The following is a 21873-nucleotide window of genomic DNA, read 5'->3' on the forward strand; positions in this document are numbered from 1 at the left end:
GGGGGGCATACTGGTAGCAAGGCGATCTGATGATGGCCACAGAGTGGAATGACAATCACGCGCCCATAGGATCTGTCCCGCAGTCATCACTCAATTGTCGCAACCAGTCGAGTTCGCGACCGAGTGAACCAAGTCGCGCTTACCAAAAGAGAATGCCAGACGCGGAAGTGCAACGTTAACGGCGCTGGTGTGGAGGATTTATCCGACCCGGGTGGGGGTTTCCTGCGAAGAACAAAACGGGTCGGATAAATCCTCCACACCAACTTGCGCCCGGATAGCGAGATCAATAGCCCGCAGCGCGTCGGGTTGGGAAAGGGCGGTGGCTTTGGGGAGCGCCAGGTTGCACCTGGCCTACTGAAACTTGCAGGTGGGGGCTTGGTGGGGGCATACTGGTACCAAGCCGCCTTTCTTGTCTCCCGCACGCTTGGGGTTCTTCGTGACACGTCCACATCACGCGCGCCTGTGCGCTGCCATTGTCGTCTGGACTTTGACAACGATCCTGCTGGCGTTCTCGCTGCCGCCGATCGCCCGCGCCCAGGACCCCGAGGCCCAGGACCCCGAAGCCCAAAACGCCGGGACACCGGACACCGACGACCAAGAACGCATTGTCGTCGATCGCTATTTGCAGGTCTTGCTGCGTCGACCACGACCGGGCGTCGCGCTCGATCGGGTGTATGGCTATCACATCCAAAACGATTCACTGGATCAGCTGCGGGAACAGCTGATCGGCAATCCCGCGACCGACGACGCCGGATCGCGGCAGATGGTTTGGGGGCTGATTCAGTTGCAGCGTGGCCAATCCGCTGACGCCGCAAAGATCTTGTCGGCGGCGGAATCGCTGTTGTCCGACGATGCGGCATGCAGTTTCTATCTCGGCCGCGCCTATTTGGCCGTGGGGCAAACCGAACAAGCCGCCGCGGCGATGGAGCGGGCGATTGACCGTGGGCCGCAGCGCTCCGAAGCGCTGCCGATGTTCACCGAGCTTGGTCGGATTTACAGCCGGGCCGGTGAGAGCGACAAATCACTGTCGGTGTGGACACGGCTGGAACAGTTGTTTCCCGGTGACGCCCGGGTCGGCGGACAGATCGCCAGCACCCTGGCCGAAGAAGGCAACATCGAAGCGGCCAAGCAGCGCTACGATCGGCTGGCTGCCGAAAGCGAGCAACCCGACCAAAAGATTGCCTTTGCCGTCCAAGCCGCTGAGATGCAGCGACGGATGGGACAGGTCGAGCAGGCCACCGAGGCACTCGAGCAAATCTTGGCTCGGCTGCGCCCCGGCAGTTGGCTGCACACCGATGTCCGTAGCCGCATCGAAGCCGGGTTCTTGAAATCAGGCGATGTGGACGCGCTGGCGGATTACTACCAACAACAACTCACCGGTCGGCCGGATGACCTTGTTTTACGAATTCGGCTGGCGCGGATCATGGTCACAGCCGGACGGTTGACGGAGGCACAACGGTTATTGGAATCGGCGGTCCAGCGGGCGCCGGATGACATCGACGCGAGGTTGACGTTGATCGATGTGTTGGTTCAGCAAAACGCCATCCCCGCTGCGGCCGAGCAGTTTCAAGAACTGGAGAAGCTCGATCCTGGCAATCCAGATCATCTGATTCGCTGGGGCCAGGTGTTACTGGACGACGGTGAAACGCCTTTGGAAGATCGCCGCGATGCAGCTGCCAAAATCTGGTTGCGACTGGCCGCTGCGCGCAGCGACGATGCGGTGACGCTATCGCAGATCGCGGATCGAATGCGGGGCATCGACCGCAGTGACGCGGCAATCAAACTTTACCGCCAAGCGATTGAAATCGAACCCAGCGCGCCCCAGTACCGTGAATACTTGGGCGAATACTTGTTTACGAAAAACCGCAAGGACGAGGCGATTGAGGTCTGGCAGTCGATTGCGGCGGATGATCGTCGCGGTCGCGAGTCGCTGGTGCGATTGGCCGAGGTCATGGGGACATTCAAACTCACCGAGCACGCGATGCAAGCTTGGCAGGATGCTTCGGCGTTCGATTTGACGTTTGCGCAGGAATTGCGATACGCCGAAAAATTGGTCGAGGCGCAATCGTACGACCAGGCCAGTGCACGGCTGGACGTCGCAGCGAAAATCGCTGAAACACCGGATGAGTTAGACCAATTGTTGCAACAGCGAATCGCCGTCTATCAGGAATCGGGACAATTGCAGCAACAGATCGCACGCCTTGCGGCCCAATCGCAAACAGTTGAATCGCTGCGTCGATTGGCGTTGATGTATGGAGCGTGTGGCGATTTGACTCTCGCCCGGCAAGCGATTCGCAAGGCGGTCTCCCTGGAACCTGACAACATGGATCTGGTGTTGGTCGCTGCGGATCTAGCCGAACGCCAGAATCGTTTGGCTGACGCGGTCGAACTGTTCAAAACGCTGGCCGCGGATGACATCCGCTATCGCACCAACTACCTGCAGCGTGTCGCTGGTTTGCAAATTCGGTTGGGAGCAACGGACGATGCATTTCAAACCTGTGAAGCGATCATTGATGCCAATCCGGCGAGTCCCGAGTCCTACCTGTTCTATGCCCGGATGGCATTTGACGTTCATCGTGACGAAGCAGCGGTGGCGGCGTTGCGGCGGGCAATGAGCGTGGCGCCACGCGACATCCTGCCGCGACGGATGTTGGCTGGCTACCTTGCGAACCGCTATCGGACCGATGAAGCCATTGATTTGTATTGGCAGGCACTTCGATTGCAAAATCAGCCGGACGACAAGATCAATCTGATCCGCGCGATGGCACCCCTATACGAGCGAAAGTCCGATTTGGAGGCGTTGGTCGGTCGGATCGAAGAACTCAATCGCCAGGACGGTGACCCGCGGATGACACGTTTAATGACCGCCGCGGCCTATGAAGCGGTTGGGGATTTTGGAGCCGCACGCGACGTCATCGACCAACTGTTGGCGGTCCAACCACGCGACCTACAGCTGTTGGAAACGATGGTGCGATTGACGGATCTCGCGAACGAAATGGCATCAGCGGCCGAGTACCAACAACGGATCAACGAGTTGGCCGACACACCGGAGAATCGATTTAAATTGTTGCAATATCAAATGGATGCCGGAATCATTGATGCCACGACAGCGCTTTCGCAGCGGATTGCATTTGATTCCGATCCATCGCGACTGAGACAGATGATTCAATCGGCCAGTCGTCGTGGCGAACTAAAAACGGCGCAAGAAATTTGTCGCCAAGCATTGCAAGCCGATGACAGCCTGTGGGATATCAAGCTTCTATTATCGCAGCTGTTGTTGATCGACCGATCTGGTGACGATTTTGAATCGGATCGCGCTCTCGCAATGCAATTGGCTCGCGAAGTCCGGGCGGCAAAGCTGCCCGATCAGACGCTACCACCGACAGGACAAACCACACCCAATCCAGTACCCGCCAACGGATCGGCGGCAAATCGTTTCACGCAGAATCCAGTCAGCTGGAAGACATCCATCTTTCGAATTGCACTCGCCCTGCGCGTCGGACGCTATTCGGGGGCACAGTATTACAGTGTGCCATCCAATACGTTGCTTGAACCGGTGTCGTTTGGCCACGCTCGGATCGCTGCCGCGTCGCTGATCCTGTTGAATAGTTCGCTGGAGAAATCGGGGGCAGCAAAAACGGGGGCAGAGGCAAGGCAGGCGGTTCAGCAAGAACTGATGACGGAATTTGATTTGCCGGATTTGGACCAGGTCACCGATCTGAATGTGTTGTGGGAACAACAAATCTTGTTGTCATTGTTGGTTCTGTTTAGCGAGGATTCGCCGTCGGCACGTACATTGTCGATCGCCGGCCCGAACGACGAAAGCGAAATCGCCCAGCAGTTGCAACGCCGGCAGTGGGAATTGCTTTGGCGATTGGTGCAGTTGGATCCGATCGATGGGCTTGCGCCCTTGTTCACGCTACTCTCACAACGATTGATGTATGCTCCCGCGTCGTCACCAGTAAGTATCGATCGGACTCCGTTGACAGATCAACAGTTGCAACGGTTGAGCGAGATCAATCAAAACATGCAGGTCACCGGTTTCCCGGCTGTGCTCAATCAAGGCAGTTTGGGCGGCAACCCGGAAATCATGATGCATGCGATTTTGGCGAACGAGTTAAAAATAGCCGGCCGGCAAGACCAAGCGGATCGTTATGCGTCATATGAACTGAGCAAGGATTCTGACTTTGACACGATCAATGGGGCAATTCAATTTTATCTGCGTTTGAACCAACAGGACAAAGCGGATCAATTGGTTCAGTACTTGTTGCCCGCCGCTCGGCGTGGAAAACCCCAGGCGGCGAATCCGAATCCCAGCCCGGTGGCTCAGTTGATGTTGCGGGTCGATCAACCGCAGATAGCTTTTCAACGGCGTCACGCAATCGAATTGCTGGATGCCGTGATTGCCCACTGGTCTCACGCGAATCTAAATGCGACCAACCGGTCACTCGCATTGGGCAACGGATATGTTCGTGTGTATTCCAAGATTGGCAACTCATTTCGACCAATCCAGCTGCGCGGCCCGCTGTCCCCACGGCTGATGAATTCGGAGTTGGCTCAGCAGGTCGCCGTATTTTCGGCATCATTGGAAGCGTCCGAGCGCCGATCTCCGATTTCAAAACTACAGCTGCCAGCCGAACTGACACAGCATCTTCAGCAACCGATCGACGGCGCGTCGGACGCCGAACTCAAGACACGTGGGGTCGTGGCTGCATTTGCGTACTGGTGGGCCGATCAGCCACAGCTTTCTCATGCGCTGCTGACGGATTTATGTGACCAATTCCCGACCGATGTTGATCTGCAAATCGAACGCGCCCGACTGGCGAGTGAACTGAACCAGCCGCGATTGGCTCTGGAAACTCTCGATTCGTTCAACCCACTGGACAGTCAGATGCTGATCCGCAAAGAGCTAGCGGCGATGAACTTGGCATCCGAGATTGGTGACGGCAAACGAGCGAGGTTGGCCGCTGAGCGGTTGTTCGGAATGAGGCTGGATGTGCAAACGCAACTTTCACTGGTCCAGCAACTCAAGCTATTGGGGATGAACGACGAATCCAAAGCGATGTTGCAGCGGACACGATCGGGACGCATGCGCGATGAAAACACCGAATTGCAAATCGCTCAAGCCTTCTTGGATTCCGGCGACTCTGACGCGGCGGCCGAAGTTGCTTATTCGCTTTGGCGACGATTGTCGATCGGGCGATCAGCACGAGATAACGCCGAACACTACCAACGCCGCGCCGTTGTCATCCTAAAATCGGCCAATCGATTAGAACCACTGATCGAACGCGCCAAACGCAGGGTCGCATCGACTCCCAAGGCGATTCGGCCGAAAAAGGAGCTGGCGAATTTGTACACCGCTGCCGGACGCGTCAATGAGGCAAACCAAGTTTGGCGGGTACTCTCCGATGAGAAACCCAACACCGCGCAACAGATGATCGCGCGCGCCGACGACTTGGTGAAAGCCGGAAAGAACGATGCGGCTGTGATGATGTATTTGGATGCCTTTGAAAAGGATAACAATCAGATCGCCAGCGAGTTCAACAAACTATCGAATGCCATGCGTTCGGCCGGTGGCACAACAACAGACAGGGCTTTTAAGCGGTTAATGAACTTCCCGCTGGACAAAATTCCGTCGTATCGGATCAGTTCAATGGCTCAATTGGGGAACCGAACACAATTGAGCACAGCGAAACGCAAATTCATTGGCTATCTGTTGCAATCGCCGGCGGGCAAGGCTGAATTTTTTGGCATCACTCGCTATTTGACCGCTGCGCAGCGCGAGCAAATCCCGGAGTACCGCGCGGCTTTGATCGACTATGTCTGTAGTGCCAATTCGTTCGAGCCCAACGCGCCTCAATGGGCGATTCGTAGTCGCAGTATCAACGGTACGGCAAGCGGTGCACTGGCGTTGACGATCGAACTGTTACAAGACGATCGGGATGCTCGGCAAAAGTTTCGCGCCGCGGCTGAACAGGCGATGCAAAACGATTCGCAAAAATCAACCGCGGCACTCTTGTTGGCTTTGGTTGATCTGGATCAGACCGATCTGCGGCAACAGTCGTTTTCGACCATTAAACAATGCGTTCATCGAGATGCGGACAATCCTGATGCCAACTTGTACCTCGATTTTGGCTTGCTGTGGCAAGCCGGCCAGCTACTCGAGTCGATGGATGATGTCCCCAGCGACGTGTTGATCGATCTGTACAAAGAAGCAAAACGCGTCGATACATCCTCCTATCGCGGTCCGCAGTACAGCGTGGACAAAAGTCTGGTCGATGTCTACCAATCCGATGGGCAATACGGGAACGCCCGCGCCCTGTTGATGAGACTTTTTCAAGACAACGACTATTCGATTCAAAATCAATCCAATCCAGGCTATGGAGATCTCCAGCAACTACAAGCCTATCAGTGGATTGCAGAGGAACTACTCAATAGCCATTCACCGATCGATGCGCTGGTGGTCTACCGCACGGCTTTGCTGGACCCGGCGGCCATCGAGCGGGCGGGGGCTTGGGGGCGCAGCGTCAACTATTTTAAAACGTTCGAACAGGGTGCGAAGTTAGCGGTTTCGAAGATCACTCCCGCAATCGCTGTCGACCATTTGAATCGGCTGCTCGACCTGTGGGAACAAGGCATTGAGATTCATTCGGTTCGTTTAATGGAGGTACAACCGCGCGACATTCTGAAAATGGAGTCGCCCAGCAGCCTTGCGCTGGCGATGCGTACGGCGACCGAAAGCGAGGACCAGCATGAACAAGTACTGGCATTCAAAAAGCGACTCGACAAACTTGCTGAATCAAATCCCAAATCATGGCAGTTGACCGCGGTTCAATTGATGGCCGCTTGCTACCTCGGGAGCGATGATGTGACTGCGATCGAACAGGAACTGTTTCAACGGCTTCCCAAGTTAGACACATTGGACCAGAACGCGTCCGGATCGGTCGCCATCCAAGCGGTTTTTGATCTGTACCCCACCGCACGGGCGGCGTCACAGTCGGATCGAAAAGTGGACCAACAAATTGGCCAGCGGTTGGTGGAATACATCAGCGTCGCTGCGGAGCAGACACATCAAACTTCGATGGTGTTTGCTCTTGCCCGGCTCGGCGGTGATGGACCGCAATCGACCGCCAAGATTTTGGATTTGATTGCTCACTATGCGAAACCCAATACACCCCTGCAAGCAGATTTGGTGGATGAGTGTTTGCAAATCGCTGTCGATGCCGCCAATGCAGGTGAGCTTGAACTGGCAACTCGGGCGTTGACGCTAGCGCTGGGCAACGGACCACCCCTAAGGCAAGTCTCTGGCGGCGGTGGTGATGCGTTTGCGCTCGCGCCGGCACCACGCAGTCGGTCTGTGATGATGAATCTGAACCACAATCAGCCCAGCGAAATGGACCAGTTGGTCGATAAGGTCACGGCGGTCACTCAGGCGTTGTCCCAATCCACAGGCGTCGCGTTGACGATGCAGAAGATCAACTTGCCGACCAAGAGAGGTGACGACGCTAGCGAACGAATCATCCGTCAGATCACAGATGCCTACCTGGCGATTGTAGCGCCAGCGGGAACGACCGACTCGGTGTTCACCTATTCCCAGCCGATCGCGGAGAAGGACCGCAGTCGGCGGACACTGTTTTTAAAGATCAAGGTTGTTTCAGCTTCGTTGGCATTGGCAAAAGCCGCTGCAAAATGTGGTCAATCGAATTCGATTTACGAAACGTTGAAACAGCGGTTCGAGTCGGGCACCGATCGGTCTGCCGTCGCGATCGCGATGGTGCAAGTTGCTACCGCTGCTCGTGATCCTGACCGGCTGGACGACGCATTGACGTTGCTGGCCAAATCGCTGGATGTGCGTTTGCCACCAGCTGACCAGCCGGGCCCAAGCTCCGGGGGAACGACCATGATCACGATCGAGATGCAAAACGAATCGTTTCAGAAAACGGAGACGATTAATTTGGTGCTCGATTCGCTGTGGCCGATCCTGGAATCAAACTACTTGACGGAATTGCATGCCAGAGAAAATCCGCGGTCATCTTCAATCAGTGCAAAAATAGTTGCGTTGCTGGGCCGAACCGAAGCATTGATCGGTTCCGATGGTTACACCGCCGGCCGACACCGTGATCTCAAAGCACTGTTGTCGGCCACACGAATTTCGATCGCAAAAACAGGCGACCCTCAACTTGTCGATCAACACATCCGTTCCAGGATTGATGAGATCGATCAAAAGCGCTACCCCGCCGGTTCGAACGTCCAACTCTACAAACGTCAGGCACTCGAAAAGGTGACGATCGAGATGCTGGGCGAAGGACTTGTCAATCAGATGGATCAAGTCTTTCGAAAATGGATCGATGACTGTACCCCGGCCGATCGCGACTATGAATATCGATACCCCGCGCGAATGTGTTTGGCGATTTCCCAGTTACCACCCCGGCAGCAGATTCAGTTGCTGGACAAAGTGACCTTTGGACGCAAGGGAGACCAGCCGATCGACTATTTCACGGGATTGGTTTGTTACGAAATTCCACCGCCATTGGTGCGCCGCCAACTTCCGTTGCTCCAGGCCACGATGGATTTAAAAACCAGTGTCGAAGACTATCCCGTCGTCAATTCACTGTTGATGCTGATCGACCTTGCCGCAAAACAAGGGCAAACCGATTCACTGATGTCCAAACTCGAGGCGCGAACCCAAACGCCCGGCGACCAGGCCGACATTGCAATCGCCTTGCTGCAAATCGCGATCGCTGATGCAAGTGGAGACGCCAAGGATCGTGACGCCGTCGTGGCCCAGATTCAGCCCACGGTGCAAGCGGTCGCAGCCCAGCTAGGGAGCAGTCTGCCCCAGCAAGCGACAGCGGATTTGCCCTTTCCCGAATTAGAAATGCACTTGATCGTACGCGCCTTTCGCAGCGGATTGCCGCTTCAGATCGCCGAACCGATGATTCGAGATGCCAAGGTTTATGCTGTTCGTGGTAGTCGCAACCTGCTGATTTCGGCGGTTGCCCGTGCGAGTGCCAAAATGGGCGTGGGACGTGCTGCCGGCGGCACGGTCGAATCGCCGCTTGAAGATTTTATCTTGGTTCCGATTGCCGCTCAGAATCGTCCCGACAATGTTTGGTTACCGCCACTGTATGCGCTGCGGCCTGACGGATCGATCAGCGGAACCAGCGGGTATGACCAAAGCCATTTGATGTTCAAATACCCGCTGTCGGGCAGCTTTCGCTTTTCAGCAACGATCCAAGACGGTGCTTGGGGCGAGACCGATGTTGCCTACGGTGGCGTGATCTTTCGCGCCGATGGTTGGCAAAAACAAGCCAGTCTGTTGGGAATGGGCGGTCGCGGACAGGTCGTTTTCGAAGTCCCGTCGATCTTGAAAGGCCAGGAGAATGTCGAATCGGTCGCGGTGTCACCCGAATCCGTGATCGCCTCGTGTAACGGCCAGGATTACGTGACCGACATCGCGTCAACGGCGTACCCGTTTGTTTCTGTTCCACACCACAACTACCGCACCACCCAGTTTCGAGCGTTGCGGTTTTCCGGAAACCCGAAGATCCCTGACGCAGTCAATCTGATCGATCCGATGATGCGTGGTTGGGGAGTGATCACGTCAGGGCGACCCATACCAAAGATGTTGTTGCCGATCGGGCCGCAGCAGAACGCCGAAAAGATCTTGGCCTTCCGCAAACAGATGGAGTCCGATCTAGCCAAAGGCCCCTTGCAGCAGAGTTGGAGTGTGGTCGACGGACAACTGTATTACACATCACAGTCGACTGCAGGCAGTCGTTACGATCCGCCCTGTCATATCGAATACCTGCGTCCAATACAGGAGGGTGAATCGATCGAATTTGAATTCTGGTGGCGCTCGGGAGAAACTGAATTTTGGCCCACCATCGGTCGCACACGGTTGAAACTGGGGCATAGTGGAACACGGCCCGATTGGATTCCCGTCAGTGCCGACTTGGCTAGCGCCAGCATCGTTGCCGCGGAAGATTTACAACCACCGCTTCCATTGCTCGCAACGGACAACTTTCCCAACGAAGATGCCTGGAACAATCTGATGATGAAACGTGAGGGCGACCAGGTCGAGGTAAGTTTGAATGACCGGCCGGTGCTGACACTGCCGGTTCAAGGCTACGAACGTCCCGGAATCTTTCGCGAGAGTCGACGTGATTTACAGATTCGGAAAATCCGTCTGACCGGAAATTGGCCCGACCAAGTTCCTGACCAGTGGATGCAGAAATGATTCGTGCGATTTCGCAATCGCTCTATCCGCCCTGGGGCGATGTCGCCGCGTTTTCAGAAATGGCAATCCGTTGCAAAGTCTCTTGCGCACGTCGCGAGATTTCTCGATCGGAATCGCTGGCAAGTTTTTGTAACAGCGAAATGGATCGGTGATCGGCCAAGTCGGCTGCGATATGGATTGCGGTTCGTCGCAGTGCCAACTGGTCCGCGGAGGATTCGGTGACAACGTAGGCCAACAACGCCGTGGCGCCGTGTGGCCCCAATCGACGGATTTGTTGTTCGTTCAAGTGCATGGCCTTGGTCCGGCCAATCGGTGCCAGCAAACGAGTGATCGAATCCACTAATTCCGGATCAGCTTCGGTGCCAATCGCCAACAGTGGTAGTTGCCATACTTTGTCGATTAATTGGGGATCAGATCGGCGATCGACGTTCTGATCATCATCGATCGAAACCGTTTCGCCCGGATCGACCGAATAGGTCGTTGTTCCGATCAGTAGTTGACCAGGTGGGTTCGTTGGCGAGACGGAGTCGCACGAACGAACTCCCGCCGTTGACACACATTGAAACTCTGATGAACTGGGGCACGCCATCACCGCCAGTGGCACGGCGGAGTTGACTTTCACGGGCAGGTCAACGTCGATGCTGGTGGTTTGTGGTGCGAGGCACCAGAGTTGGCCCGACACAAGTTCGACTTTTTGTGCGTCGTGCAACACCATTTCGCCCGACTCGTTCAAGCGAACTTTTCCCTGCTTGGACGTTCGCAGTTCGCAGATTACATCAAGATCGGTTCGCAAGCGAGAACCTTTGGCGATTGCGGTGTCAGACGATTGATCAACAGCCGACCATTGATCCGTTCCCGGGGGCAGTATTTGAACCGCGCCGGTTGCTTTGACCAGTCGAGCAACCGTTTCGATTACGGGTTGGTTTAACGAGCGGGATTGATGGATTGCTTGCGACGGAGACGTCGTTCGATTGGCCCACACTAGGACGAACAGGGTCGCTGCGAGAGCGGCAACGGCCACGAACCATCGCTGCAAACGATTCTGTCCGCGATCGACAACAGGCTGTGTCGCGCGAATGATCGTTGCCACACGGTCATCGACATCGCAGACCACCAATGCATCTCGCAGTTTGTGGTCGAGTGAGCCAAGTGACTTCCATTCGCTCTGACATTGCGAACAGGCGTCGAGATGGCGGTGAATGATGGATGCCGTCCCCTCGGCTATCTCTCCATCTAACAACGCACTCAATTGTTGCCGGACATCGTCACATTCATTCATCGTGCGTTCTCCGTCAGTGTGAGTTTCTGTTTCAGTGATTCACGTGCTTTGGCCAGACGTTGATTCACGGTAGAACGTGCAACGCCCAACCAACTGGCCATTTCGTCGTACGTCATCTGGTCGTAGTAGTGCAACAACACCGTTTCTCGCAAAGGTTCGGGTAGCTCCTGTACTAAACGCAGCAGGTGATCGCATTGGTCACGTTCCGAGACCGATTCGCAGACTGCATCGGTCGCAACGTTTTGCACATTAACACCAGATGTCTTTCGAACCTGATTGCGGCGGATCATATCGACGCACACATTTTGTGCGATTCGCCGCAACCAGCCCCCGACGGCGAGATCACAGCGGACGTGGTCCAGATTGGCCAATCCGCGAACAAAGGTCTCTTGGGTTGCGTCTTCGGCATCCGCAGCCAACAACAATCGTGATTGGCACAGCGCGTACACCCGGCGGTACCAATACTGGACATCCAGTTGGCGAGTCGTTGGATGGTTCGTTGAACCGTCTTCATCGGTTGGTTCAGCATCGGGATTCAAAATCGCATGCTCCGCAAGAAAGCCTCCGAATTCACCAGACGTTTCAGCGACCGTGCTAGACCGAGGCCATTTTGCAAAAAAGCCAAAATAGAGAGTGGTTTAAGTCGACTCCCCAAAAACCATCGCCGTGAGCGGTTTTTTTGCCGGTCTCCAGTGCGTCCGGAAACGACTCCTTTGAAAACCATTTCATCAGGAGACCCCCATGCGAAAGTTCATTGTCTTATCCGTTGCGTTCGTTTCCATTTTAGCCGCCGCTGCACTGACACGAGGCATTTCACCTGACGCTGGGACCTCGGGGCGCAGCGCCGACAGCCGTCCCTCTGGTGCTGATGGTGGAGGGAAATTGATCGTGCATGAGTGGGGAACCTTCACGACATTCTCCGGCAGTGATGGCCTGTTCATGGACTTTCGACCGCTGGCGACAGAGCACAGTGATTTGCCCGCCTACGTCCTTGATCGCGGTTCGTATTCCAATCTGCCGCTGTTTACAAAGAACCGTGTGTGGGGCCGTGTCAGAATGGAGACACCGGTGACGTACTTTTACACCGATCGGATTCGCAGCGTTGATGTCCGTGTCGATTTCCCCGAAGGCCTGTTGACGGAATTCTATCCACCGGTGAAATCAATGCAGCCGTCGATCGACGAACAAAATCTATACGGCAAAGGGGAATTGATCGGCAATTCCAGTTTGAATTGGGGGCGGGTTGATCTGATTCCGATCGATCAGTTGATGCCGCACGTCAGCGATAAGAATTTGCGCGGCGAGTTGCTCGATGGCTTGGTCCGCGGTTTATTGCCGACGGGGCCAAATGAACAACATTATGCGCATGCCCGCGAAACAGATTCAGCGCTGGTGCATGTGCGAAATCCAGTCGGCCGGAGCAGACCCGAAGCCGGCTACTTTGAAAAGTTTCTGTTCTACCGCGGAGTCGGCAAGTTCACGCTTCCGGTTTCGGCACACTATGATTCATCAGCCGTCATTTTTAAGAACGCTGGCGAGCTTCCGATTCAAACTGCGATCCTGATCGAAGTCGACGGACAGGAAATCCGTGCTACCAAGCTTGATCGCTTGGCGCCGATGCAATCCAAAGCATTCAATCCGTTGGAACCGATGACCGAAAGTGGTCTAGCGGAACTGCTGCAACAAAGTTTGGTCGCGGAGGGTCTGTATGAAAAAGAGGCGGCGTCGATGGTCAAAACGTGGCAGGAATCTTGGTTTACCGAAAATGGCACGCGGGTGTTGTATCTGGTTCCACCGGCATTGACCGACCGTTTATTACCATTGCATGTCACACCGCACCCTCAAGAGTCGTTGCGTGTCCTGGTCGGTCGGATGGAAATCATGTCGCCCGATGCCGAACATGCGATGCTGTCTGCGGTTGCCGAGAGCGCCGTGAATCGAGAACTGCACACGGCCACTTTGAAATCGAAAACGACGACGGATCCCTACCCGGTGCCTGATGCGATCCGCGGGTTTGGACGAATGACCGAACCGGCATTGGTGCGTGTGGCAAAGATCACCACGACCGCCGCAGTCCGTCATGAAGCAGAAACGCTGTTGAAACAGTTACGCCAGTGATCTTCGTTGATTGATACCAAAACGTCGTGAAATCGATGTCGATGCCGTGGCACGAACACGTGATCGCTGGGATTTATGTTCTACATAAAGCAGGTTTTAGATTCACTTCAGCAATTCTTTAGGACGCAGCCCGATACTGCGAATACACGTTTCCATTCCTACTGAAATTGCTGACGAACAAAATGATATTCTTTGTTGACGCTGTACATCTTACGGCATTGGCCACCGCCGCTGTACTTGCTTGGGCCTGTTTCGCGGGTGCGGCCAGAAGCCGAACCGAATCAAAGTCGTCCGGAGCGGATTCCCACCGCGAGCAAACGTTTGATTGTCGTGAATCACTCCGACGATCCAAGGTGTTGATTGACGGAGCGATCCACGACTAATGGACGGTTCTTGACCGCCCGTTCCTAAAAGCTAGCCGCCGCAACCGTCGATGCAAAAACGATGTAAAATGTGTCATCAACGCGATGTCTGCCGCCGCCGTGGTGAACTCATTCGCCGGCTTGGTTTTTTTCAACACGGTTGTGAAAATGCGGTCTGCTCGCCTCTTCAGGTTCCTTCGCATTTTGCGTCTGGTAAGTACCGTATTTTTTGGCGTGCTGTGTGTCGGCGCAGTGGTTCTGTGGATCAGAAGCTACTGGTACATCGAGAGTGGATTGTTCAGCACGTTTCCGAATCAACACGTCAAGTTCCACGGTGGCAGTGGGCGAATGTGCGTGTGGTTCGAACACTCGGCTGCCAGAGAGTGGTTTCGATGGCGGAGTCGTCCAATGGTCACCAGTATTTCTCCCGATGCTGAAAATCGCATCCCATGGTTTGATTTGGCCGAGTTCTGGCCAGCGATGACGCGGCTTTACATCGCACACTGGTTCCTAGTCGTTACAACAGCAGCACTCGCTCTTGCTCCTTGGTGCCCACGCAAGTTCAGCATCCGTGCCACCCTGATTGCTGTGACATTGCTCGCGACAACGATTGCATTGATCGCTTGGATTGACCGGACATTCTAGAAACCACTTCGAGGCGCCCGCCCGGTCGGATAAATCCTCCACACCAGCGCAGACGAGCTCGGCATTAAGATCAGCAGGGCTGGATTAACCGAACCACTCTCAACGCTTCTTGGCATCTCTGCTGTGCTTCCGGCTTGATTCTGGTTGGCTTCCGGCAACTTTTCTATGTACGGATGGAGACGAGTTAATTTTGGAGACGCGCGGTGAAACGATATCAACCAATCCTGGTACTCGCATTTGCATTGTGCAGCACCGGTTGCGGCGCATTCCGATACATGGAGCAATGGAAATGTGACAATTTTGGCATGTGTCACTTTGGTGTCCAACCGACGCCCTTTACACCGCCGCAGCAAGCCTGTCCCTGTCCGACACCCGGCTATGCCCCGGCGCCGAGCTACGCCCCGGCGCCGCAATATGGCACTCCCGCACCGCAGTATGGCACACCAGCACCACAATACGGCACGCCGGCACCGCAATACGGTGCACCGATTCCTGAGTACGGAACGCTGCCACCGGCTCTGTAGTGGTTGGCAGTCGTTTGGGTCTTAGACCGCTGCTTCGAGAACGCCATGGGGATCGAGCACGAACTTTTTGGCGGCTCCCTGATCAAAATCGGCATAGCCTTGAACGGCGTCGTCGAGCGAAATCACGGTTGCGTTGACCGCTTTGGCGATTTGGCAACGTTCGTGCAAGATGGCCATCATTAGACCGCGATTGTATTTCATCACGGGGCATTGGCCGGTGGTGAAATGCAACGACTTGGCCCAGCCGAGACCGATGCGAATCGACAGGTTACCGGTTTTGGCCGCTTGATCGACCCCACCCGGATCGTCCGTGACATACAGCCCGGGAATGCCCACACCGCCGCCGACGCGTGTGACTTGCATGACTTGGTTGAGCACGGTGGCTGGTTTTTCGATTCCGGCATCGCCGCCATGTCCGCGGGCTTCAAAGCCGACGCAATCGACCGCGCAGTCGACTTCGGGCACGCCCAGAATCTGCTCGATTAAATCTGGAAGCGATGCGTCTTGCTTTAGATCGACCGTTTCACAACCAAAGGAACGTGCTTGGGCGAGTCGTTCGTCGATCATGTCGCCAACGATGACAACCGCTGCACCGAGCAATTGCGCGGCGTGCGCGCACGCCAGTCCGACCGGACCGGCACCCGCGACATAGACGGTGCTGCCGGTGGTAACGCCCGCGGTGTAGGCGCCGTGATAGCCGGTCGGAAAGATGTCCGAGAGCATTGTGAGGTCGGTGATCTTGGCCAGCGCTTGATCGCGGTCGGGGAACGCCAGCAGATTCCAATCCGCGTAGGGCACCATCACGTAGCGTGCTTGACCACCGATCCAACCGCCCATGTCGACATAGCCATAAGCCGCGCCGGGGCGATCCGGATTGACGTTCATGCAGACCCCGGTGTCACCTTCCTTGCAGCACCGACAGCGGCCGCAAGCGATGTTAAAGGGAACGCTGCAGATGTCGCCCTGTTTGATGAATTCGACATCGCGCCCGACCTCCACAACTTCGCCGGTGATCTCATGGCCAAGCACCAGGCCGGATTCTGCGGTGGTGCGGCCGCGAACCATGTGTTGATCCGACCCACAAATGTTGGTGGAGATCACTTTCAAGATCACACCGTGGTGACAGGCCCGCTTCTTGCCGCGGTACTCCAGTTCCAATTTGGGATCATCGATCGATTGCACGTCGACTTTGCCGGGACCCAAATACACCACACCTTTGTTATCAGACATCGATTCGCACCTCGCAAAACACTGGGGAAGTTAGAAGACGCAGCGCGACTTCTGCGGAGGGATAGCCGCATGCGGCCAGCGATCAGTCTAACAACTCGCCATCAGCCGCTGTTGCAAGCGGCTGATGGCCCGATCCTTGGCGGCCCCAGCTATGCCATGGATCACTGGGATTGGACTTTGTCACAGCTTTCGTCCAGCGCGGTGGGCTCGCCCACGATGTCGACAGGATGTGTGTACAGATACTTCCACACCGGTTCATGCATGTAGGTGCCATCCTCGGCATTCTTGAATGCTTTGCGTCCGGGTTGAATGCTGCTGTGGGCGCGATTCGCGTCGCCGTCGACGTCAAAATCGGTGATCAACCGACGGGTGTTGGAATAGGGCGGATCGGCTTGGTCGACATTGACGATTGGTCCGAATTGATTCATTCCCAACAGTTCCCAACTGCGGCAATAGTGGTCGCCGGTCCAACCGCCATCCAGGACATGGGAAAAACCAAAGTAGCGATTCGCTGGTGTCGCTGATGGAAGTGATTGCCAGGTCTGGTGTTGGTCACGCGGTCCACAGAGTGCGACCACACGACTGACTTTGACATGTTTGGCGAACCGCGCCGCGGTGGTTGATCCATGCGAACTGCCCGAAACAATGACGTTTTCCCAATTCAGGTCAGTCCCGTCGGCGTTCAGAAACTGTTCCCAGTTGCCGGCCGGGTGTTTTTTGCTGAGCCATTTGACGAATTGCAGCGAACGTTCCATCATCCCATCGGGTTTGGGGATATCGACATCGTCACTGAAATCCTGGCCCGTTGCGGCTTCCAAGCGGATGTTGCCGCGGCACTGCTCGCCGACCGGATTTTCACGGCAACAAAGGGAGAACCAACGGTTGGCATAGTGGGGGCGAATGACATGCAGGCCGTAGCTGTTCCAGCGATCGAACAGTTCTTGATTGGCGCCCATCAACCAGATCACTAATTTGCCGCGCGGCGCTACGCTCGGATCGACCGACGCATGTTGAATGTCGGCCGGTCGGCCTTTTGCGTCTTCGATTAAGAAACCGATCTCGGGATGGGCTTTGACACGTGGATCAATTTCGCTGGCGCGGGCTTCGAATTTCACGGACGTTGGATTGGGCTGGGCGGCCTGGGCGGTACCCATCAATGCCAGCGTGAACATCAGGTTCCGACTTGTTCGCAGCAGAGTGCTTCTCGGGTGGGACATGTTGAATCAGCGGTGGGGAAGGTCGATCAAAGAAACGGTTATCGAAACAGATTAGCACAGTCGATCGTGACACGGCAGGATTCACAAAGCGATAGATCAAGGCGATCGCTGACTGCGGTGGATTTCCACTGGCCGGTTTCAGCGGTCGACCAAAGCACGGCAGTATTTTGGTCTGGATCCAAGATCAAATATCGGAACGGGACGATCGCCAGTTGATGACGGGCGAGGTGCGTCGTGTTTGAGTGTACACGAATGCTCGGGCTGGTCGTCCAATCAGCCTCGTGGTGGGTCAGCGCCCCAGTTTTGGGTCAGCCACGGAAAGCGTTTCACCGTCGAAACAGGCTTGGACCACGTCATCCCAATTTCCCATTTCCTGTTGGCGAACCAATCGCACGCTCGGATACCAGTCGGTCGAATCACCATCTACCAGCCATCGCCAATCGGGGATTTTGCCCAACAGCAAGGTTGTCGGCACACCGAGCGCGCCGGCCAAGTGGACCAGCGACGTGTCGGTGGTGATCACATGGTCCAAATTTTTCATCACGGCCGCGGTGTCGGTGAAGGCGCCGCCGCTGGTGTCCGTGTCAGCCGGAAGCCGGCTGATGGAGGATCCGAAATCCACCTGTTCAAGTTGTTCACTGCCGAATCCGAACTGCAAACTGATCAGATGCAGGTTTGGGTTTTCGGCGAGTGGGCGCAGCGTTTCCAAGGGCAGACTGCGATAGACATCGGCATGATGATTCGGGTTGCCCTGCCAAGCGATACCGATCCGTTTGCGGTGATCCTTGCCCATCGCGTTCTGTTCCATCCAGTGATGCCAGTAATGGGTCAGTGGATCGGAGACATTCAGATAGCCGTTATGATTTTCGTTGATGGCAAATTCTTTTTTGCCCAGCGGTAGTTGACCGGTTTGTTGGAACCAGCCATCAACGGCGTCCAAGAACGACGCCTGGTAGTCGACCGGCGGCAGTTGGGAACCGACCGGCAACAGAGCTTGGATGCCGCGGACCGACGTGAACAGCGGGATCATGTCGGGATCGGATTGCACGACGACGCGCGCTCCGGCGTCGGCCAATAGCGTGGCGATCCGGATGAAGTTGATTTCATCGCCACGGCCCTGTTCGGGATACAGCAAAATCGATCGTCCGGAAATCGGTTGGCCGTTCCACAGGGGTGCCGGGGAATTGGGGCGACGCATGCCACCGAGTTTCCAGCGCCAGCGATACTCGGCCCAGCCGCGTTGATAGTCGCCTTTGAGCAGATAGATCACGCCCAGGTTGCGGTGCAGTTCGGCATCGTTGGGAGCGATCTGCAGACCCCGCTGGTACCATTCCAATCCCCGCTCGATCTCGCCGGACCAGACCCACAAGGTGCCGCGGTTCTTAAACACCGACAGATACTTTGGATCCAACGCGAGTGCTTTTTCGAAACAGGCATCGCTCTGTTTGACGTCACCGATCATTCGCAGTGAGTTGCCGAGGTTGTTCCAGGCGATCGGAAATTCCTTGCGCAGCGCGAGCGCGCGTCGATAGCTGTCGGCCGAATCAGCAAACCGAAGTTTGTCAAACAGCGCGATCCCCAGATAGACGTGGGCTTCGGGATTGCCGGGCGCTTGAGAGATGACATGACGGTAGATGCGCATCGCGTCATCAAGCTTGCCGGCTTGGTGCATCGTCCAGCCTTGCGAGAGGATATCGGCAACGGTCGGCATGGAATCGGAACTCAGGTGGGTAGAGAAAGAGAAGGAGAGGGCAGCGGCGGGAGGCAACAAAAAAGGGCGACGATGTTTCCATCGTCGCCCTGGTCGTGCTGTCTTGCAAGTCGTGACTAGTCGAGGAACCCGACCAAGTCTTGGCTGCGGCTAGGCTGTTGCAATTTGCGAACGGCCTTGGCCTCGATTTGCCGAATACGTTCTCGAGTCACTTTAAAGATATGGCCGACTTCTTCCAGCGTGTAGCTGTAACCGTCGCCGAGTCCGTAGCGCAACTTGATGATTTCACGTTCGCGGTAGGACAACGATTTAAGCACGTTGGTGATCCGATCGCGAAGCATTTCTTGGGTCGCACCGATTTGGGGGCTCTCGGCGGTTCCATCGGGCAGCAAGTCGCCGAATTGGCTGTCTTCGCTGTTACCGACGGGGCGGTCCAGGGAGATCGGGAAGCGGCTCATCGTCAACACGCGACGGGCTTCTTCGACGGTCACATCGGCGCGGCGAGCGGTTTCTTCGATCGTGGGTTCACGTCCGAGTTCCTGTAGCAATTGTCGAGCGACGTTGCGAACACGACTCATCGTTTCGACCATGTGGACCGGAATCCGAATGGTACGACTTTGATCGGCAACGGCTCGGGTGATCGCTTGACGGATCCACCAAGTCGCATAGGTGCAGAACTTGAAACCACGACGGTATTCGAATTTGTCGACCGCGCGCATCAGGCCGGCGTTGCCCTCTTGGATCAGATCCAGGAACGACAGCCCGCGGTTGCGGTATTTCTTTGCGATCGAAACAACCAATCGCAAGTTGCCTTCGCTGAGTTCACGTTTGGCTTGCTGGTACTCGGCGTAAACCAATCGCAACATACGGACGCGATTTCGCAGCGAGGTGGGTGTTTCCTGGCACGCGGTCAGGATTTGTCGGCGTTCGTGCAGCAGGGCATCGCGGGTTTCACGACCGTGCTTGGTGCGCCGCTGGTCTTTGACCAGTGAATCGATCTCGGCCAATCGTTTGCTGAACTTGTCCAGCAAATCGATGCGGGTTTCGATGCGCTGGGTCCGCAGACCCAATTCTTCGATCAGGCGGACGGCGCGACGGCGACGTCGGGCGAGCGATCGCCAGGCTTCGGCACGGCGGCGTTTTGACGCACTTTTGCTAAGTGAAACTTTCCAATCGTGCTTGTTGCGTTTGAGCAGGGTTTGCAGGGTCAGCAGGTTATGCGGCAAGCGCCCGATGATCTGTTCTTTCTCAAGTCGATCGGTGACGGACACTTGGACCGTGCGGTCAAACGGCAATTGGCCTCGGTAGACCTTTTTCAGCGTCTTGTAGGCTTCGACGAGAACGTAATGGTTCTCCAACAGTTTGGTGCGAAAGCGGCGACGGGTCTCTTCGATCCGTTTGGCCAACTCGATTTCTTGACGTCGGGTCAGCAAGGGAATTTCACCCATCTGCGTCAGGTACATGCGGACCGGATCGTCCGACCAGGTCTCTGCTTCCTCAACGGCCAACAGTTCGTCAGGGCTATCCAGTTGGACTTCGCCTTCGGCAACTTGCGATGACGCCGAAACGCCACCGTCTTCCTCGTTTTCATCAACGGGAAGTTTGCGAAAACCGCCGGTGACCGCTTCAGCGGACTGCGCGGCGACGTCTTCAAATTCGTCCAAGAGGGTATCGAACAAAACTAAAACTCCGGGCGGAACAGTTCAGGGTGTCTGTAATAAATAATGATCAGTGATTCGGTGCGGCGTAGTACCGATTTGGAGAAATTCGCCAAACCAGTGCTACCAGTTTAAATTCCGAGTGTCATTGCGCTAGAGCGGTGATGGGGTGTGGTGTTCGCGTTGGCGGTGACATTCGGGGCGCCGGGGACCGTGATGAGCGATACAACGATGTGATTTTCAAATTCGCTGCGGAAACTCTACCACTCCCGTTACGCTTCCCTGGTAGCGGTTGCCAATTGGAAAGACTTTCCAGTTATCCCAATCGACCGTGCTTGGTTGACTTTTCCGGTCTCAGGCCTGGGGGGTATCGCAGCAGCACTGTCAGCGCCATTGCGTTCCTTCAGCCTTGTTTGTCTCTCCAAAATTTCCCCCAGCAGGTCCCTTGACTACGCTACATTCCGATCAGACCATCAAGCAGAATTCACTCTACTGAACCAGCTGATTCGATTCTGCGTAATGAGCCAGTCGGTTCTGAGTCGAATCGGACGCAGCAACGAGGGTGACACCATCGATGGCGTCAAACACGCTCTGGGTCCGCAAACTCAAAGACTCGAGAGCTGCAGTGATCAAACCGCATCTCATTTACGCAGGGATTTCGGTTGGTTAGTGGACGTTCGTTCTGTTGATTGCGTGCAACCATTGCTCGCATCTGTTTTTTCGCCGTCCTGGCAGTTCTCGATATATTCACGCCACGTGTCTGGGTTGCAACTCCGAATCCGTCGGATTGCCGAGACGAACAAACTAGTTCGTTATTGGACCGCGAGTCATCGGGGATGTCCCATAAATCATGATGCTGGCAAAACGCTGAATTGACTTGCTGCGAGTG

Annotated in this window: 10 protein-coding genes; 4 read left to right on the top strand and 6 right to left on the bottom strand. The window is 55.7% G+C overall.

The features are described from left to right. Nucleotides 1-436: 436 nt before the first annotated feature. Nucleotides 437-10240, top strand: a complete 9804-nt coding sequence (locus NHH03_RS08595; protein ID WP_253155361.1) for a tetratricopeptide repeat protein — start codon at nucleotides 437-439, stop codon at nucleotides 10238-10240. Between the two features lie 22 nt (nucleotides 10241-10262). On the opposite strand, the gene NHH03_RS08600 is transcribed toward NHH03_RS08595, so the two are convergent. Further along, the gene (locus NHH03_RS08600; RefSeq protein WP_253155362.1) at nucleotides 10263-11519 is read right to left on the bottom strand and encodes a zf-HC2 domain-containing protein; all 1257 of its coding nucleotides are present in this window, start codon (nucleotides 11517-11519) and stop codon (nucleotides 10263-10265) included. Continuing rightward, entirely contained in the window at nucleotides 11516-12058 is a 543-nt protein-coding gene (locus NHH03_RS08605) for an RNA polymerase sigma factor (protein WP_253155363.1), read from the bottom strand. Before NHH03_RS08605 ends, NHH03_RS08600 begins: the two co-directional genes overlap by 4 nt. A gap of 202 nt (nucleotides 12059-12260) precedes the next feature. Here NHH03_RS08605 and NHH03_RS08610 point away from each other — a divergent pair, with 202 nt between their 5' ends. The 3 genes from NHH03_RS08610 (at nucleotide 12261) to NHH03_RS08620 (ending at nucleotide 15168) form a co-directional block, all read left to right on the top strand. Next, entirely contained in the window at nucleotides 12261-13637 is a 1377-nt protein-coding gene (locus tag NHH03_RS08610) for a hypothetical protein (RefSeq protein ID WP_253155364.1), read from the top strand. 770 nt (nucleotides 13638-14407) lie between these two features. Continuing rightward, nucleotides 14408-14644: a hypothetical protein gene (locus NHH03_RS08615; RefSeq protein WP_253155365.1), complete on the top strand. Its 237-nt coding sequence runs from the start codon at nucleotides 14408-14410 to the stop codon at nucleotides 14642-14644. A 203-nt stretch (nucleotides 14645-14847) separates the two neighbouring features. Then, the gene (locus NHH03_RS08620; RefSeq protein WP_253155366.1) at nucleotides 14848-15168 is read left to right on the top strand and encodes a hypothetical protein; all 321 of its coding nucleotides are present in this window, start codon (nucleotides 14848-14850) and stop codon (nucleotides 15166-15168) included. A 21-nt stretch (nucleotides 15169-15189) separates the two neighbouring features. Here NHH03_RS08620 and fdhA read toward each other — a convergent pair whose 3' ends face one another. From fdhA to NHH03_RS08640, 4 genes are all read right to left on the bottom strand, one after another. Continuing rightward, nucleotides 15190-16398: a formaldehyde dehydrogenase, glutathione-independent gene (gene fdhA, locus NHH03_RS08625; protein WP_253155367.1), complete on the bottom strand. Its 1209-nt coding sequence runs from the start codon at nucleotides 16396-16398 to the stop codon at nucleotides 15190-15192. A gap of 161 nt (nucleotides 16399-16559) precedes the next feature. Then, nucleotides 16560-17570, bottom strand: a complete 1011-nt coding sequence (locus NHH03_RS08630) for a BPSS1187 family protein (RefSeq protein ID WP_449339146.1) — start codon at nucleotides 17568-17570, stop codon at nucleotides 16560-16562. 334 nt (nucleotides 17571-17904) lie between these two features. Next, entirely contained in the window at nucleotides 17905-19326 is a 1422-nt protein-coding gene (locus tag NHH03_RS08635; RefSeq protein ID WP_253155369.1) for a tetratricopeptide repeat protein, read from the bottom strand. Nucleotides 19327-19442: 116 nt separating this feature from the next. After that, nucleotides 19443-20990, bottom strand: a complete 1548-nt coding sequence (locus NHH03_RS08640) for a sigma-70 family RNA polymerase sigma factor (RefSeq protein WP_253155370.1) — start codon at nucleotides 20988-20990, stop codon at nucleotides 19443-19445. Nucleotides 20991-21873: the final 883 nt, after the last annotated feature.

Source organism: Stieleria tagensis (genome assembly GCF_024129865.1).
In the GTDB taxonomy this organism is placed as follows: Bacteria; Planctomycetota; Planctomycetia; order Pirellulales; family Pirellulaceae; genus Stieleria; species Stieleria tagensis.

Excerpts from the sequence above, each read along its gene's own strand:
- NHH03_RS08600 (WP_253155362.1), bottom strand. The coding sequence starts at position 11,519 with ATGAATGAATGTGACGATGTCCGGCAACAATTGAGTGCGTTGTTAGAT.
- NHH03_RS08610 (WP_253155364.1), top strand. The coding sequence starts at position 12,261 with ATGCGAAAGTTCATTGTCTTATCCGTTGCGTTCGTTTCCATTTTAGCC.
- NHH03_RS08615 (WP_253155365.1), top strand. The coding sequence starts at position 14,408 with ATGGTCACCAGTATTTCTCCCGATGCTGAAAATCGCATCCCATGGTTT.
- fdhA (WP_253155367.1), bottom strand. The coding sequence starts at position 16,398 with ATGTCTGATAACAAAGGTGTGGTGTATTTGGGTCCCGGCAAAGTCGAC.
- NHH03_RS08630 (WP_449339146.1), bottom strand. The coding sequence starts at position 17,570 with ATGTTCACGCTGGCATTGATGGGTACCGCCCAGGCCGCCCAGCCCAAT.
- NHH03_RS08635 (WP_253155369.1), bottom strand. The coding sequence starts at position 19,326 with ATGCCGACCGTTGCCGATATCCTCTCGCAAGGCTGGACGATGCACCAA.